At 44.2% G+C, this 14,790-nt stretch carries 15 protein-coding genes; 2 read left to right on the top strand and 13 right to left on the bottom strand.

Annotated elements, in window-relative coordinates; genetic code table 11:
* Positions 1-37: 37 nt before the first annotated feature.
* The 7 genes from norR to MTF70_RS10770 all read right to left on the bottom strand — a co-directional run bounded on the left by norR (position 38) and on the right by MTF70_RS10770 (position 7,351).
* On the bottom strand, positions 38-1,567 hold the full coding sequence (gene norR / locus MTF70_RS10740; protein ID WP_136976068.1) for a nitric oxide reductase transcriptional regulator NorR: 1,530 nt from the start codon (positions 1,565-1,567) through the stop codon (positions 38-40).
* A gap of 202 nt (positions 1,568-1,769) precedes the next feature.
* Positions 1,770-2,249, bottom strand: coding sequence for a glycine zipper 2TM domain-containing protein (locus MTF70_RS10745; protein WP_005386695.1), 480 nt, complete (start codon positions 2,247-2,249; stop codon positions 1,770-1,772).
* A gap of 123 nt (positions 2,250-2,372) precedes the next feature.
* Complete coding sequence (locus MTF70_RS10750; RefSeq protein WP_005386693.1) at positions 2,373-2,984, bottom strand: CDP-alcohol phosphatidyltransferase family protein; 612 nt, start codon at positions 2,982-2,984, stop codon at positions 2,373-2,375.
* Positions 2,977-3,624, bottom strand: coding sequence for an ATP-binding cassette domain-containing protein (locus MTF70_RS10755; protein WP_138939979.1), 648 nt, complete (start codon positions 3,622-3,624; stop codon positions 2,977-2,979). The genes MTF70_RS10750 and MTF70_RS10755 overlap by 8 nt, the downstream gene beginning before the upstream one ends.
* Complete coding sequence (locus tag MTF70_RS10760; protein ID WP_213986661.1) at positions 3,590-5,299, bottom strand: thiamine ABC transporter permease; 1,710 nt, start codon at positions 5,297-5,299, stop codon at positions 3,590-3,592. The genes MTF70_RS10755 and MTF70_RS10760 overlap by 35 nt, the downstream gene beginning before the upstream one ends.
* A 9-nt stretch (positions 5,300-5,308) precedes the next feature.
* Complete coding sequence (locus MTF70_RS10765; RefSeq protein ID WP_158173801.1) at positions 5,309-6,469, bottom strand: ABC transporter substrate-binding protein; 1,161 nt, start codon at positions 6,467-6,469, stop codon at positions 5,309-5,311.
* A gap of 435 nt (positions 6,470-6,904) precedes the next feature.
* Positions 6,905-7,351 (bottom strand): META domain-containing protein, encoded by a 447-nt coding sequence (locus MTF70_RS10770; RefSeq protein WP_005378077.1) that lies wholly within the window; start codon positions 7,349-7,351, stop codon positions 6,905-6,907.
* 184 nt (positions 7,352-7,535) lie between these two features.
* Here MTF70_RS10770 and MTF70_RS10775 point away from each other — a divergent pair, with 184 nt between their 5' ends.
* A complete protein-coding gene (locus MTF70_RS10775; RefSeq protein ID WP_005378062.1) occupies positions 7,536-7,784 on the top strand; it encodes a DUF1289 domain-containing protein in 249 nt (82 codons plus the stop codon).
* A gap of 129 nt (positions 7,785-7,913) precedes the next feature.
* Here MTF70_RS10775 and MTF70_RS10780 read toward each other — a convergent pair whose 3' ends face one another.
* Positions 7,914-8,135, bottom strand: coding sequence for a hypothetical protein (locus tag MTF70_RS10780; protein WP_005386686.1), 222 nt, complete (start codon positions 8,133-8,135; stop codon positions 7,914-7,916).
* Positions 8,136-8,550: 415 nt separating this feature from the next.
* Positions 8,551-10,239, bottom strand: a complete 1,689-nt coding sequence (gene ushA, locus MTF70_RS10785) for a bifunctional UDP-sugar hydrolase/5'-nucleotidase UshA (RefSeq protein ID WP_213986660.1) — start codon at positions 10,237-10,239, stop codon at positions 8,551-8,553.
* Between the two features lie 751 nt (positions 10,240-10,990).
* Here ushA and MTF70_RS10790 point away from each other — a divergent pair.
* Entirely contained in the window at positions 10,991-11,506 is a 516-nt protein-coding gene (locus MTF70_RS10790; protein WP_017634886.1) for a GNAT family N-acetyltransferase, read from the top strand.
* A 147-nt stretch (positions 11,507-11,653) separates the two neighbouring features.
* On the opposite strand, the gene rplY is transcribed toward MTF70_RS10790, so the two are convergent.
* The 4 genes from rplY to MTF70_RS10810 all read right to left on the bottom strand — a co-directional run bounded on the left by rplY (position 11,654) and on the right by MTF70_RS10810 (position 14,717).
* A complete protein-coding gene (gene rplY, locus MTF70_RS10795; protein ID WP_005378066.1) occupies positions 11,654-11,932 on the bottom strand; it encodes a 50S ribosomal protein L25 in 279 nt (92 codons plus the stop codon).
* Positions 11,933-12,216: 284 nt separating this feature from the next.
* Entirely contained in the window at positions 12,217-13,566 is a 1,350-nt protein-coding gene (locus MTF70_RS10800; RefSeq protein WP_005378071.1) for an ATP-binding protein, read from the bottom strand.
* Positions 13,556-14,215, bottom strand: a complete 660-nt coding sequence (locus MTF70_RS10805) for a response regulator transcription factor (protein ID WP_005378073.1) — start codon at positions 14,213-14,215, stop codon at positions 13,556-13,558. Before MTF70_RS10805 ends, MTF70_RS10800 begins: the two co-directional genes overlap by 11 nt.
* A gap of 76 nt (positions 14,216-14,291) precedes the next feature.
* Positions 14,292-14,717: a PepSY domain-containing protein gene (locus MTF70_RS10810; protein WP_017634885.1), complete on the bottom strand. Its 426-nt coding sequence runs from the start codon at positions 14,715-14,717 to the stop codon at positions 14,292-14,294.
* Positions 14,718-14,790 lie beyond the last annotated feature (73 nt).

Raw genomic sequence — 14,790 nt, forward strand, 5'->3', positions numbered from 1 at the left:
AAATGATGTCTTAATTACATCAGCTTCTTGTGGTTGGTTATTTATTGATCCCGAGCTTTTTACCCATTCGATATAAGTTCCCGCGATCCATTTGCAAAAACTCCGCTGCTTTTGCCCAAACGCCACCAGTTTGGCTTAAAGCATGTTCAATTAAATCACGTTGATAGCTTTCTATCAGTTCTCGCATTGGTTGGCTTTCTTTGGGTAAATAATGCGATGTGTTTTTTACATCACCGAGAGCCAATGAGGTGTCGAAATGGTTAAGCATGATCGTGCTTGCGCCTTGTTGAATGGCGTGCAAAGCCGCGCGCGTTAAAGTATGTTCGAGCTCGCGCACGTTTCCGTACCAAGGTGAAGATTCCAATTGAGTCAACACTTTAGGATGAACGTGCAGATTGGGTGCATTGAATTGTTGGCGTACTTTTTCCAACAAATATCCTGCTAAAACGGGAATATCCCCGTCACGGGCACGCAGTGGGGGGACTTGGATTGGGAACACGTTCAAACGGTGGAAAAGGTCAGCTCGAAACGTGCCAGATTCGACCTCTTTTTCTAATTGTCGATTGGTCGCGGCGATGATGCGCACATTGACCATCAAATGCTGATCGCTACCTACACGTTGCAGCTCGCCTTGCTGAATTACGCGCAGCAATTTTGCTTGCAAAATCAAAGGCAGTTCGCCCACTTCATCAAGGAAAATCGTTCCACCGTCTGCCAGTTCAAACTTACCGGCACGGTGGCTATTAGCACCTGTAAATGCGCCTTTGACATGGCCAAACAGTTCACTCTCAGCCAGACCTTCAGGCAGGGCCGCACAGTTGACGTAAATCATCGGCTTATCGCTACGATGAGATTGCGCGTGTACCGAGTGCGCGACCAGTTCTTTACCAGTTCCGGTTTCTCCTAAGATAAGTACCGCGTAATCTGATTGAGCAACAGTCGCAATGTTGTTTCGTAACTGGTTGATCTGCGGACTCAAACCCACCATTTCGCCATGTTGAGAACGGGCTTGCTGGATAAGGGTTTGAGTGACGCTTTTTTGCTTCTGGTTTTGCGCTTTGAGCGCTTTTAACTGAGCAATGTTACGCAATGTCGCAGCGGTCAAAGCCGCAAAGGTTTCGATAGCGACAGGATCGATGCCATCAAACGCGCCCACCGTTAGTGCATCCATCGTTAGTGCGCCAACAAGTTGGCCTTCGACATACAAGCTAAAGCCCATGCAATCGTGAACATCAATGCATTGGTCTTCAGTTAATAGTGTGCCGTCGAAAGGATCCGGCAGTGAACAATCGGCATCGAAACGCACCGGTTCACGGCTATGAATAATGGCATCTAAGCGAGGGTGCGCCTTGGGGAAATAGCGACGACCTAAGACCGAGCTGGATAAGCCTTTTACCGCGACAGGAGTTAGAAACCCATCCTCATCGAAGATAAACAGGCAGCTCGCATCACATGGGAATACTTGCGCGACCCCATCAATGAGATTTTGATATTGCTGCTCGTGAGAGCGATTTGAGCTGAGGTTTAGCGCGATATTAAGGAGTACGTGGTCAACAGTCGGAGTCATAACAAGCCCAAAGTTATCTGGAATGGGCTCATGCTAGCAACTTGATGTCATTTGAACATCGAAAGGTGTGGGAGATTGATGTTCCATTGACGACGATCAAGTTTGATACGAAAAGAAATGCGCAAGTTAACAAGCCAGTGATGTAAGCTTGCGCGGGTTAGGTGTTTGAATTAAAGCAGGCCAAAGGTTTGGTTCGTCCGAATTAACGAGGAACGACTCTAGCGTCATTACCAGAAACATTGATTTGGACCGCTTGGCCTGGTTGGAAAATCATGTTTGGATTTGCTTCTTGAACAATAGAGATAATCTTTCCGTCCTCTAAACGAATGGTCAGATTCACGCCATTTCTTTTCGCGGTTGCTTCAGCCGCTTTGCTGCCTGCATAGCCACCCAATAGACCACCACCAATGGCAGCGATATCCGAACCAGAACCGCCCCCAACTTTTGAGCCTAAGATCCCGCCCACGGCAGCACCAGCGATGGTGCCAATGGCATTGGATTGGGTAGAGGCATCAATGGTTACGGGTTCTACTTTTTCTACTGTGCCGTAGTAAACCTGCTGAACTTTGCGAGTGTCGGATGAGCCGTATGCATCTCCGTACGGGTTAGGTGAGCTACAGCCGCCAAGCACGAGCGCACAAGTAATGGTGAGCAACATGCCTAAATTGATCTGTTTTTTCATATAGCCTCCGAATGGTTTCTTCATTCAGAGAGTATATACCCCAATTTAACCTGCGTTTTGGTGCTTTATAAAACAGTGGCTTAGCGGCCTGTCCCTTAAGGAAACGCGATTGTCTAAGCAGTATTAATGATCGTTAAGCGTATGAAACCCTGAATAAATACGTGTAAAAGTAGTAAACCAGCATGCCGCGCCAAAGATATACGCGATGACGGCAAAGTGTTGCGGTAGCAAACAAAATAAAACCAAGCAGCCAATGGTTTCTGTACCTTCGGTTAAGCCGCTCATGTAGTAAAGCGATTTGTTTTTATATACCGGATTATCGATGCCTTGTTTTCCTGCCATGATGGCAAAAGCCAAAAAGCTACTACCAGTGCCGATGAAGGAAAAAATCAAAAATGCGCCTGCAACGGCATTGTGCTCTGGGTTGGCAAGCACAAAGCCAAAAGGAATCAACGAATAGAACAAAAAATCTAAGCTGATATCAAGAAAGCCACCCGCATCGGTAATGCCTTGAATCCTTGCCAGTGCACCGTCTAACCCATCACAGATTCTGTTCAGCAAAATAAACAGCAACGCCAACAAGTACTGTTCGGCGATCAAAGCAGGCAGGGCAAAACAGCCAAGCACAAAACCAAATACTGTCGTCTGATTTGCGGTGATGCCACATTTATCGATATATGTCGCACTGAGTGCCAGCGGTTTGCGGATGAGCTTTATACTCAGGCTATCAAGCATGATTTTTCTCCCACGGCCAGTTTAGGCAGCGGCTGCCATCAGGGATATCATCTTCATCGTGCGTTACCATCAAAGTAGGAATGTTCGCTTGCTGCAATTGTTCGACCACCCAATTGCGAAATTGTACACGCAGGTCTTTATCCAACTTGCTATAGGGCTCATCAAGTAGCGCAACTTTCGGCTTTGCTAGCAGCATACGAGTCAATGAAATACGGGCGCGTTGCCCTCCCGAAATTTGGTCAGGAAAGGACTCTGCTAGTTTGGTCAATGAAATGTTCTTCAGTGCTTGCATAGCGTGAGCTTTACGCTCTTCACCTTTGATTGAGTTTGGTAGCGCGAAGGCAAGGTTCTCCCACACCGTTAAATGAGGGAAGAGCAAATCTTCTTGGAATAGAATACCGACCTGACGCTTATGGGCAGGGAGGGCATCCAACTTTTCGTTATCAAGCGTAATGGATCCAGAGTAGTTGAACTCGGCGGATAGGTGCCCGGCAATGGCATCCAACAAAGTGGATTTACCACAACCGCTAGGCCCCATCAGGGTAACGATTTCACCTTTTTCTACGGTCATGTTGAACGCTGAAAAAAGCGCGTCGCCATTGGTTTTACGGATGGCGAGGTTTTCGAGACAAAGACTCATTCAGTAGTAAACCTTTTATAGACAAGCGGCGATACTTCCTGTGCAAGTGGCTAAGCAGTATCGCAAAAGAAAAGAACAAGAATGGCAGCAGAGCTTGCCAAATGGCGTAAATAGCGGTGACACGTCGGTCAAAACCACTGGATAGTGCAACGGCTTCGGTTGTGATGGTGCTAATGCGCCCAGCCCCTAGCACCAATGTTGGTAGGTATTGCGCCAGGCTGACACTAATACCGACAGCCCACGCGAATGCAATTGCAGGCAGGAGGATTGGCAGTTTCACTTTTAACCAAGCTTGCATCGGTGATTTACCCAAGCTGAGTGCGACGCGAGTTAAGCCGTTATCGAAGCTGCGCCACGGACCGTCTAGCGAGAGGTAAATAAATGGGAACGCAAAGAATACATGCGCCCAACATACCCAAAAGAAATACGCATTACTGTTTAAGTACAGCGTCACTACTTGCATACCGAATAGCACGGATAGCTGAGGAATCAGCATTGGGATGGCGATGATGTAACCGGGCACCTGCCAGCGATAACGGAGACGATACTCATGTGCTATTAAAGCAAGAACTAGCGCGACAGTCGCGCTGATTAGGGCGATTGACATACTTTGTTCTAGAGTCCCTAGAATACTGTGCCATTCGTATTCCCAAAAACGCAGGCTGTAACGGCTTGGGAGCAAATCTGGAAAGCGCCAACGTTGGGCAAAGCTCCACAGCACCATGAGTGGAATCATTAGAAGTGCAAGTAGCGCGACCAGTGAAAATAGGGTTTTACCGGGTAAACGAAACCCTTTTCGACCAGAGTACTGCCAGCGTTTGAAGCCTTTGGTAATACACCATTCCATTAAGCGTGCAAATCCAATCAAAAGGCTTGCGATCGCAAACAGTATTACTGCGCCAGCGGCCGCTCTTGGTAGGAGCGATAAATCTGGATCGTTAAACCATTGCCATACCAAAACCGCAAACGTCGGCGGGTTGGTGGGGCCAATAATCAGGGCGACATCGACAACGGACAAACTGTAAGCCAATACCGCCAGCATTGGAAAGCGCAGTTTTGCTATCCACTGTGGGAACACGCATTTCCACCACGCTTGCGCCGAACTGTAGCCCATCGAATGACTGACTTTTTCAATCTTATCGACTTTCAATTGCTGAAGAATTGGAATACTCATCAACAATAAAAACGGCACTTCTTTAATCGCAAGCATGATGATCAAACCGAGTGCGTGCGGATCTTTAATCAGCAATGCTAAGTCATTCACCGTTTGTGCATTCGGGTCGTAACCAAACAGTTGGTTGAGAACCCTAACGCCCATACCAGTTGGGGCAAACAAGAACGCAAAGCCAATCGCAAACGCTACGTGCGGCATGGCAAGAAGTGGCGAGAGGCTTACTTCAATTTTTCGCCAAAACTTGCTACCCCAAGAGGCTTGCAAAATCGCAAATGTGATCAAGCAAGCCAAGTAGCTACTGAAAATGGCAGAGTAGAAAGTAAGCCCGATGGATGTCCAAACACCCTCCCAATCAAAAACAGCGTTAAAGCCATCTAAAGAAAAGTGGTGCAAGCCGATAGGAGGCACATAACCGAGCGCAGAGACAACCACTCCAAGTAGTCCCGGAATGGTAGGCAAAATATAAACTGCGATAATGACTAAATACAGCGCTCTTAACATGGATTCTTACTAATTCCCGTAGCGTTTCAACCATTCTTTTTCTAACGCCGCTTGCCAACTTGGATGTGGCTCAGCGATAGATTTGAATTGTTGAGTGTTTTTGGCCGAACCAGTTAGGTATTGGTTGCTTAGTACCGAAGGGTCGCCCCAGATGTTTAGGTTACCTTTGCGAGACTGTGCTTCAGGGCTCAATAAAAAGTTTATCGCAACTTGTGCACCAGCACTGGCATTTGCGTTCCAAGGAATCGCTAAAAAGTGGATATTTGAGAGTGCTCCTGCGTCCATTGCGTACGCTTTGGTGCTCTCTGCAAGATTACCGCTCGACTGCGCAGAGAAAACCGCGTTCGGGTTAAAGGTAATCGCCAGGTCAGTCTGACCATCATCTAGTAGCTGAAGGGTTTCTGCTGTACCACCTGGAAACTGCTTACCACCGCGCCAAGCGACTTTATGGAACTCATCTAGATAAGACCACAGCGGTTGAGTGACTTGCTCAAACGTGTTATCGGTAACTGGTTGTTGCAGCTCAGGGGCGTTGTTAGACAGTTCAATGAGTAATGCTTTGATAAAGCTTGTGCCATGAAACTCTGGTGGTCGAGGGTAAGTCAGGCGATTCGGGAACGCTTTTGCATAGCTCAGCATTTCTGCGAATGATTTTGGAGGGTTATGGAGGGTTTGCTCGTCATGGATAAACACTAATTGTCCTACTCCCCAAGGTGCTTCTAGACCTTCTGTTGGCTCGGAGAAGTCCACATCAATTGGTAGAGATTTATCCACATATTGCCAGCTTGGCAAACCTTCGACAAAAGGACCAAATAGCAATTGGTTATCCTTCATTGATTTGAAGTTTTCGCCATTGATCCAAACCATATCAACACTACCACCGCTGTTTTTGCCTGCTGCTTTTTCTGCGATAAGTCGAGTAGTGGTCTCAGAAATATCAGTTACTTTAACGTGGTTTAGCGTCACGTTATAACGTGATTTTAGCTCTCTACTCGCCCACTGTATGTAGCGATTAATTTCTTGGCTCCCGCCCCAAGCATGAAAGTAGACGGATTGCCCGTCGGCTTGCTGTTCGATTTTTTGCCATTCGCTATTCACTGATGAATCGGCAAAAGAAGGTGTCGCAAAAGTCGTGGCTAAAATGCCAATGCTGCTGAGTAGCTTTTTCATATCTATTCCGTGTTATGTCTTTTGGTGCTTGCTTTCGTTTCTATTGATGTTTTCGCAAGTCGTTCCGCTCTGTTACAAGGATAGTAATTCATCTCTCTCTATTATCAATGCCAATCCCAAACGGAATCACTCATTGATTCAAAGAATTACTCTCAATGTGAAGCAAAACGAAGAAAGGACAAATTTGGTGTCATTTTAGGAGCGGACCGTTTGTTTGAGGATATTCTTTCAAGTAATTGAAAATTATTGTCCCCAGAGATATGAATAGGCTGTTTTACAGAGCAAAATTGATGTCTAAAGCATGGAATTGAGGGCGAAAAGAGAAAGAAAGTTGGCCATTTAAATGACTTTAGCATGCATGACTAACGATTCATCGATATAAAAAAGCAGCCGTCTGGCTGCTTTCAAAATACTATTTGGTTTACTTAGTTGGGATTAGTTTACCCAGTCACGTAGTGTAAACGTCAATTCGTGATCGGCACTTTTCAGAACAAGACCATCTTTAGTTAGCGTGATATCGCTCCAGTTAGATAGTGTTTGTGTCATTGCGTTTTCGATCTTCATTTGATCTTCCATACACATCTTCATGGTCATGCCCATTTTTTCGATGCGTAGTTGGTTGTTTTTCAGCTCGGCTTGACCGAAGAAGTTGTTACAACCTGCGTTGCCGTTTGCGGTTAGATTTTCACCGATTTCTAGGCGAGCAGCTTTTTGGTGTTCGTCTAGAACGATATTTTTGCCATCAACTTGAACAAGTTCCCAGTTGTGGTGCTGCAAATCTTGAGCCGTTATTTCTTTCACATCATCACCGTTGCTAGCACAAGCAGTCATAAGAACAGGGAGAGAGATTGCTGTAACTAACGTTTTTAGGCTAAGCTTCATTTTATAGACTCCGTTTTTATAAACGCGGTAAGTATAAGTAATAAAACACTGTTTTTGTCAGCATAAGGTTATGGTTTCGTATGTTTTTGACATAACGAAGTATATAGCAGATTTTGTTGCTGACTAATCTTCTCATTATTTAAACTAGGCCAATACGCCCTAATATGGAAAGAGCGGTTTTAGTATGGAGCAACTGGAGTTTTTTACTGTCCCAAGCCCTTGTGTTGGAGTATGTACCTCCGATGAAAAAGGGTATTGCAAGGGGTGTATGAGAAAGAGAGAGGAAAGGTTTAATTGGCTTAACTTAACCCCCGCTCAGCAGTTGCACGTTATTAAGTTGTGTCGTCAAAGGTACAGAAGAAAGATGTTGGCGGGGAAGACGAAGCCAGAACAGCTTCAAGATGAGTCATCGCCTCAACAAGACTTATTCTAGAACTCTTGTTCAATCAATGGGTTTACGCTTTCGGTTCTGATTAGGCTTTTACATATTCCCGGTCCGGCAAGGTGTCCTTTAAGAACCGGGAATCTCCTATCCATTTTCCCTATAGAGCGGTAATTGGCGTTATTTCATCGACCAACGGTCGCTAACCCAGCCTCCCGCTTGTTCGTCGAAGTGATTTCCTGAAAATCGATGATTGAATTCAACATCTAATTTACTTGTTGGGCGTTCATCCATCAGTTGATGAATATATCTCGCCATAGGATCCGTACAAGCTTCACGCTCTCTACGGGTAACTACTTCTTTGATCATTTGGAGTCTGTAGCTATTGCTGGCTCGTTTCATTTTTGACCTCCAGAACTCGATGGCAGCAGTTTGAACACATTGACGTCCAGATCGCTGCTCATTAGTGTGCGCGTGGAGGCACATCACCATCGTTTGAAGTCCAAAGACAAATTGTTTGAGAGCAGTGTTTGTAACGCCATTCACATCTTTCTCAGAATCATTGACTATGCGATTAAAAATGTTTCGCGAAATTTAGCCGATGAACCTGCATATTTAAAAGACCTTATCAAACATAGAAGCCCAACACAGGGGCGTCAATAACACAAATGAACAATTTTTGAACATATTGTGAAGGTGGAGAGTTTTCAGTAATTTATCGAAAATAAAAAACCGAAGCACAAAGCTTCGGTTTTAAGGAAAGCCCTGACGAAATTGCTTGTAAAAGCTCTTAGCGCCAGGGGTAAGGTGTTGAGTATTAGCTACCAGTTGCAGGACAACCTTTTACTGGTTGGCCATTACTGAAGTACTTGATGTTCTCTAAGTTCTTGTTGTAGTTATCCGCAGAGATTTGTGGGTTGTTTACGAAGAACTCGCGCAAAACGTATGCATCGGTTAGCTGTGTAGATTGAACATCGATAATTGGATAGTTATCGCCACCAGCAGCACTGAAGCTGATTACAGAGAATGTGTACGTTGCGTCTAGATCGAAGCCTTTATTGTTAATATCGGTAATGGTTACTGAGCCAGCATCACAATTTACATCTAAAGTGATGTTATCTAGTTGAGCGTAAGCACCAGACCCTGCAGATTTCGTCGCAACCACGTCTAGGTATTCTTTAACTTCTTTACCTGTCATAGTTGCTTTAGTCACGAAGTTACCAAATGGCTGAACCGTTAGTACGTCACGGTAAGTGATATCACCATCTTGGATTGAATCACGCACGCCGCCAGAGTTCATCACACCAAAGTCAGCATTTACCGTTTTGTAAGTACGGTATGCCTCGCCGAGTAGGTGACCTAGGTTAGTTTGTTGAGAGCGAACTACGTTACGATCACCTTCTAACTTACCCGTCGTATTAGAAATCTTCTCATCTAATAACTCTTGACCTTGTTGTTGGTATGGCAGTAGTAACGCTTTTACTGTTGCATCTTGTTGAATTCGTTCACCGATAACTTCATCGTTTTCGTCTAGAAGGTTTACAGGAATCAGTGCGTAGTTTGCTAAGTGAAGCTTGCCGTCGTAGTATTCGAAGTCTGCACGACCCACATATTTACCCCACTCATGCGCTTGCATAATCCAAGTACCTTTTTGTTGGTCTGGGGCACAATCATCCCCAGGTTTGAAATCAGCATACTCATTGGTACCTGGTTCCATACATACAGGGTTTTGCGAGTGACCACCGATGATAGCGTTTAGCTGTCCTTCTTCAAGAGAGCGAGCGAGTTTAACGTCACCTGGTGCTTCACTACCGTTTTTGCCATCTTCGTAGTGACCCATGTGCGTCGTTGCAAATACTAGGTCTACCTTTTCGTTCTCTTCGATTTCATTCAGTACCTTTTTGATTTCTACTTGAGGGTCTTCGAAGTGGATGTTTGATACGTTGTCTGGATTGACTAGCTTCGCAGTGTCTTGCGTTGTTAGACCAATAACAGCGATCTTAAGGCCGTTGATAGTAAATACTTTGTAAGGGTCGAAGTAACGCTCGTTTGTATCTTTTTTATAGATATTCGCAGCCAGCATAGGGAAGTCAGCTAGCTCGGCTTGCATATCGAGAATATCTAGTGAGTTATCAAATTCGTGGTTACCGACAGCCATTGCATCGTAACCAAGTAGGTTCATCCCTACGAAGTCTGGAACCGCATCTTGCATGTCTGATTCTGGTACGCCGGTATTAATATCACCGCCAGATAGCAGAATGGTTTCACCGCCTTTTGCTTCGACTTCTGCGCGGATAGATTCGATTAAAGTGTGACGCGCAGCCATGCCGTATTCGCCGTCGCTGTTATGCCAAAAGCGACCATGGTTATCGTTAGTGTGGAGAACGGTGAACTTAGTACAAGAATCTGCAGTCTCGCAGGTTACTGGAGAATTGTCGCTGTCTGAGCCGCATCCTGCTAGCGCAGCGCCCACTGCCACTACCAAAAGAGATTTGGAAAACTTCATAAGGGATCCTTTCTTTGTGATTTTGTTATTGTTACGGCGTGAAATATACGGAATTAATGTGAAACTTTAGTGATCTATCTCTTATTTATACTTCTATCGGAGAAATGAATTAATAAGCCTGCAAACTACGTCTATAAATAAACAGAATTGGTATTTAGTATTTATTTTATATAGCTAGCTCTATTTTTTGTGAGGTAGTTAATTGAATGTGTGTTGTTTGTGTGAATCAATGCGCATTTTTGCGAAGTATTACGCTGATTTTGGTGATAATTTTGCCAAGTTTATGTTTTCCCTAATAGGTATGACACAAATCGTTATAAATTTTCGCTCTAATGATGAGGGGCTCGGTTTGTATGCATAATGAACAGCACAGAATTGAAACTCATTTGATTATGGCTTTATTCTGCCTAACTCTATCAAAAATTGTATTTATCTCTTTACTATAATTGCGATCGTTTAGAAACCTTATGCTTTAGGCATCGTTTATTTATCCTCATCCGATACCTTATCGTGCTTATTCCGCATTTGACACTCGAGTGTTTAAACAAATAGATTCAACCTAATGAGTCAAAATGAAAAGTAAATAATGGATCGTTCTTCTTCGAATATTATGATGTGAACTATCATTTAATTAATGAAAATGAAATGGATTAATGTAAAGCGTTGCGACTGTAGCTGTTATCTTTGAGCTTTGGTTTAAAGGGTAGGGTTAAAAGAATTTGTAAGTGGTGAACGCTAATAAAGGATGCTTATGAGATACACAGTAAGGGACGCACTCAAAAAGGAAGCAGCCCAAATCGCCAAGATACACGTTGATTCTTGGCAGGTGGCGTATAAAGGATTAATGCCAAAGAGCTACATAGAGCAGTTTACGATTGAGCGTCGAGAAAGGATGTGGGCACGAGTGATGACGGAGCAACTGGCCCAATTGATCGTAGTTGAGAGGCAAGGAGAAATTGTTGGCTTTTTAAGTTACGAGTTACCTAACCACACCAGCGAAGATAAAACGGCATTAGTGACATGTTGCTACGTTACGCCGCTACATTATGGGCAAGGAGCAGGAAGTGCACTGTTAGATGAGTTAGAGACACGTTTGCTCTCTACGTCAGTTATGCAGATCAGTTTGAAAGCACTGGATACTAATCAACAGGGGCTTAACTTTTACAAGAAGTGTGGTTTTGTGCGTACTGGAGAGGAAGAGTCGGAAGTGATTGAGAGTATGACGCTGACCGATCTCACTTTAGTGAAGTATATTGCCCGCTCATAAATCAAATGCTATATGCTAAATATAGTAAAACCCCGGAGGTGGTAAGACTCCGGGGTTTTGAAATTTTTTAGATGTCTCGGTTGGTAAGTCCGATTATCTTTTATGCAAAAGGTTTGGATTTAATCCGATTAATTCCTTGGTAGGGAATTAGATGCGGATGAAGTCCATGTGTTCAACTTTTGGCTTGAACGCGTGACGTTGAACGTCTTGTGGCTTAACTTTAACTTCTTTGCCATCGATAACTAGAACGATGCCTTCGTAGAATTCAGGCTTGTCCATTTGGTTTACGATGTCGTCGTGGTTAAGAACGATAGCTACTGCTGCTTCTTCACCGCCGTATACAACTGCAGGGAATTTGCCAGCGTGACGTAGGCGGCGGCTCGCACCTTTACCTAGTTCAGTACGTACTACTGCTTCGAATTTCATAGTATTTACTCTCAAATTAGTAAAAATCAAATGTTCACAATCAACAATGCGACCTTGTTGTTCGTGGTAAAGCTTGAAACAGGAACTGTTCAAGCGAGCGCGGATACTATCATTCCAATTATAAATGGGCAACCCAAATCGTATCCAAATCAACAAAAAGGTATGATTTAGCGGGGTGGAAGGCTATCCCTTTTAACGCTTTGCTTGGATTTTGTTCACATCGACTTCATTTTCATCGGTTTACTGATCATGGTCCGAAAAACAAAGTTTATGTGTTATATGCTTTATGTTCGGCTGAGATGTAAGACTAAAGATGCTTTTAATCCACCTAAAGCGCTTGTATCCAATGTTAACTGACCTCGGTAACTGTGTGCCATTTCACTGACTATGTTTAGACCAAGACCTGAGCCAGGGGTTGTTTCATCCAATCTAACTCCTCTCTTGATTACTTGACTCAGTTTCTCTTTAGGGATGCCTGGCCCATCATCTTCAATAATGATGTGTATATTTTCCTTATCCTGAGAGGAGTGCACACGAATCATGCTGTTGGCCCACTTATAGCCATTTTCTAGCAAGTTACCTAGCATTTCATCGAGATCGGTCTGCTCTACTGCTACATTCAGCTCTGAATCAAGTTCATTAATTAAGGTAATGCTTCGGCTCGCATACACTTTATCAAACGCCATTGAGATAGCATCCACACGATCTGCTGGGTTCGACTTCACTGATAATATGTTCATCGATCCGGCCATACGGGCACGACCCAAATGGTAATCGATATGGTCTTGTATTTGATTGATTGGAGCTCTGAGACGGGATTGTGCCTCAGGTTCTAACGTCTGAACTTCATTTTTTAGAACAGAAAGTGGCGTTTTAAGTGCATGAGATAGGTTACCTGCATGATTGCGAGCTCTCTCTAGTAATTCTTGGTAATGGAACAGCAGAGCGTTGAGGTCGAAGATTAGAGGAGAAATCTCTTTTGGGTAGGTTTCTTCTAGACTCTTTTTATTACCAGACTTCAGCTCGGCTAATTCTTTTTGTAGCTTTGTAAGCGGACTCAATGACCAAGCAATTTGCAGTAAAATGACGGTAAGTACGCCCGCGAATAATAAACCCAAAATAAGCCAAAGTTGGCCGATTAACGTTTGAAGGGTATTTTTAATGGGCTCTTCGTCAATACCAATAATAATGTGAATAGGACCATCGTAATCAGGAAGATACAGTGCTTTTTCTAGCGTAATTAGTTTTTCGCCTCTTGCTCCATACGCATCTTTATCCAAACCTTTGTATTCGATTTTTTTGTCCCACAACGAACGAGAACGTTCGAGGCTTGCCTCTGTAGAGGCACTCCAATACAAACCACTGTAAGGTCGGTTAAATCGAGGGTCTGATAGCTGAGCTGCGAGTGAAAGATGCCCGGTGTTATCGACTTCTAACTGTGCTGCGACTTCATCCATAAAAATGCTGAGCTGTGAGCGAGTGTCATCAACCATATAGTTGTAGACCTGCGTCGGTATCGTCACACCAGCGGCGAGGATCATTGCCGTTAACCAAACGATCGCCGCTAAAACGAGGCGACTTTTGATACTCAGTCGTTTTATTGCGTTCAACGGTAGCCTGTTTCTATTCGGCATTTAATTGGTATCCCAACCCTCGGACAGTTTTGATGATCTTTGGTGCGATTTTTTTGCGAATTCGGCCGATAAAAACTTCGATTGTGTTGGAGTCACGATCAAAGTCTTGTTTGTAAATGTGCTCGACGAGTTCGGTTCGAGAAATCACTTTTTCCGGGTTATGCATAAAGTAAGCGACCACTTTATACTCTAGCGCCGTCAAGCTTACCGCTTGCCCTTGCCACATGACTTTAGAAGTGCGTGTATCCAAGCTCAAGTCGCCAATTTGCATCACAGGAGAGGCATTACCAGAGGCTCTTCGAAGCTGTGCACGAATACGAGCGATAAGCTCAACCATTTCAAATGGTTTAGTTAGGTAATCGTCTGCACCTGCGTTTAAGCCTTCAACTCGCTGCGTTAGGGTGTCGCGAGCGCTTAAAATCACGACAGGAGTATTAATGTTTTCATCTCGGATGCCTTTTAGGACGGTAAGACCATCCAGTTTTGGCAAGCCGAGGTCGAGAACAATGGCGTCCCATTCTTCCGAAGTCGCGCGATACAGAGCGTCTATGCCATCTTGGGACAATTCTGGTACCCAGCCGGTACTTTCTAATGTTTCGATGATTTGCTCGCCTAAACGAGGATCATCTTCAACAACAAGTATTTTCATATTGATGATTCTTATTATGTTTGGATTTTTATCGAAGTAAGTTACGCATCGTGTCTGGATTACGCATTAGACAAGTTTAGTTGTTTTGCGGCTTTAACGCTTTGTTAAAGCTGCGACCTTTGATCTCAAGCATTTCCAGCGTGGCGGCGTCGTACTCAACTTTCAGGACGCTATTGTTGTACAGAATTTTCAATTCATACACCCAAGCATCATCATCTTCTTCAAGCTCGACCTTGATGATGCGGCCGTATAAGTCGTTTTCTACTGCGGCGTAAAGTTCCGAAAATGGTCGTATATATCCTTGTTGAACCGCGCGGTAGACCTCATCTTGATCTTCATCGAATTCGATGCGTGTTCCTGGCTTTTCGACATCTTGCACGATGGCGTGGCCATTTTGTGATGTGTACTCGTTGTCATGCTTGGCAAAACTTGGTGCACACATGAATGTCGCAATAAGGCCGAAAAGTAATGCAGAATGTAGAGAAGTCGTTGCTTTATACATAGTCAAACCTTTTCTGGAGCGTTAGCCGCAGTATATCGGATATAGATGAACAGAGAGTGAATCAGCTAATTAA

The sequence above is a fragment of the Vibrio sp. 2CM40D genome (genome assembly GCF_023161825.1).
Lineage (GTDB): Bacteria > Pseudomonadota > Gammaproteobacteria > Enterobacterales > Vibrionaceae > Vibrio > Vibrio alginolyticus.

Bases quoted from the DNA above. Each gene is read 5' to 3' on its own strand.
- norR (WP_136976068.1), bottom strand. From the start codon at position 1,567: ATGACTCCGACTGTTGACCACGTACTCCTTAATATCGCGCTAAACCTC.
- MTF70_RS10745 (WP_005386695.1), bottom strand. From the start codon at position 2,249: ATGAAAAAACAGATCAATTTAGGCATGTTGCTCACCATTACTTGTGCG.
- MTF70_RS10750 (WP_005386693.1), bottom strand. From the start codon at position 2,984: ATGCTTGATAGCCTGAGTATAAAGCTCATCCGCAAACCGCTGGCACTC.
- MTF70_RS10755 (WP_138939979.1), bottom strand. From the start codon at position 3,624: ATGAGTCTTTGTCTCGAAAACCTCGCCATCCGTAAAACCAATGGCGAC.
- MTF70_RS10760 (WP_213986661.1), bottom strand. From the start codon at position 5,299: ATGTTAAGAGCGCTGTATTTAGTCATTATCGCAGTTTATATTTTGCCT.
- MTF70_RS10765 (WP_158173801.1), bottom strand. From the start codon at position 6,469: ATGAAAAAGCTACTCAGCAGCATTGGCATTTTAGCCACGACTTTTGCG.
- MTF70_RS10770 (WP_005378077.1), bottom strand. From the start codon at position 7,351: ATGAAGCTTAGCCTAAAAACGTTAGTTACAGCAATCTCTCTCCCTGTT.
- MTF70_RS10775 (WP_005378062.1), top strand. From the start codon at position 7,536: ATGGAGCAACTGGAGTTTTTTACTGTCCCAAGCCCTTGTGTTGGAGTA.
- MTF70_RS10780 (WP_005386686.1), bottom strand. From the start codon at position 8,135: ATGAAACGAGCCAGCAATAGCTACAGACTCCAAATGATCAAAGAAGTA.
- ushA (WP_213986660.1), bottom strand. From the start codon at position 10,239: ATGAAGTTTTCCAAATCTCTTTTGGTAGTGGCAGTGGGCGCTGCGCTA.
- MTF70_RS10790 (WP_017634886.1), top strand. From the start codon at position 10,991: ATGAGATACACAGTAAGGGACGCACTCAAAAAGGAAGCAGCCCAAATC.
- rplY (WP_005378066.1), bottom strand. From the start codon at position 11,932: ATGAAATTCGAAGCAGTAGTACGTACTGAACTAGGTAAAGGTGCGAGC.
- MTF70_RS10800 (WP_005378071.1), bottom strand. From the start codon at position 13,566: ATGCCGAATAGAAACAGGCTACCGTTGAACGCAATAAAACGACTGAGT.
- MTF70_RS10805 (WP_005378073.1), bottom strand. From the start codon at position 14,215: ATGAAAATACTTGTTGTTGAAGATGATCCTCGTTTAGGCGAGCAAATC.
- MTF70_RS10810 (WP_017634885.1), bottom strand. From the start codon at position 14,717: ATGTATAAAGCAACGACTTCTCTACATTCTGCATTACTTTTCGGCCTT.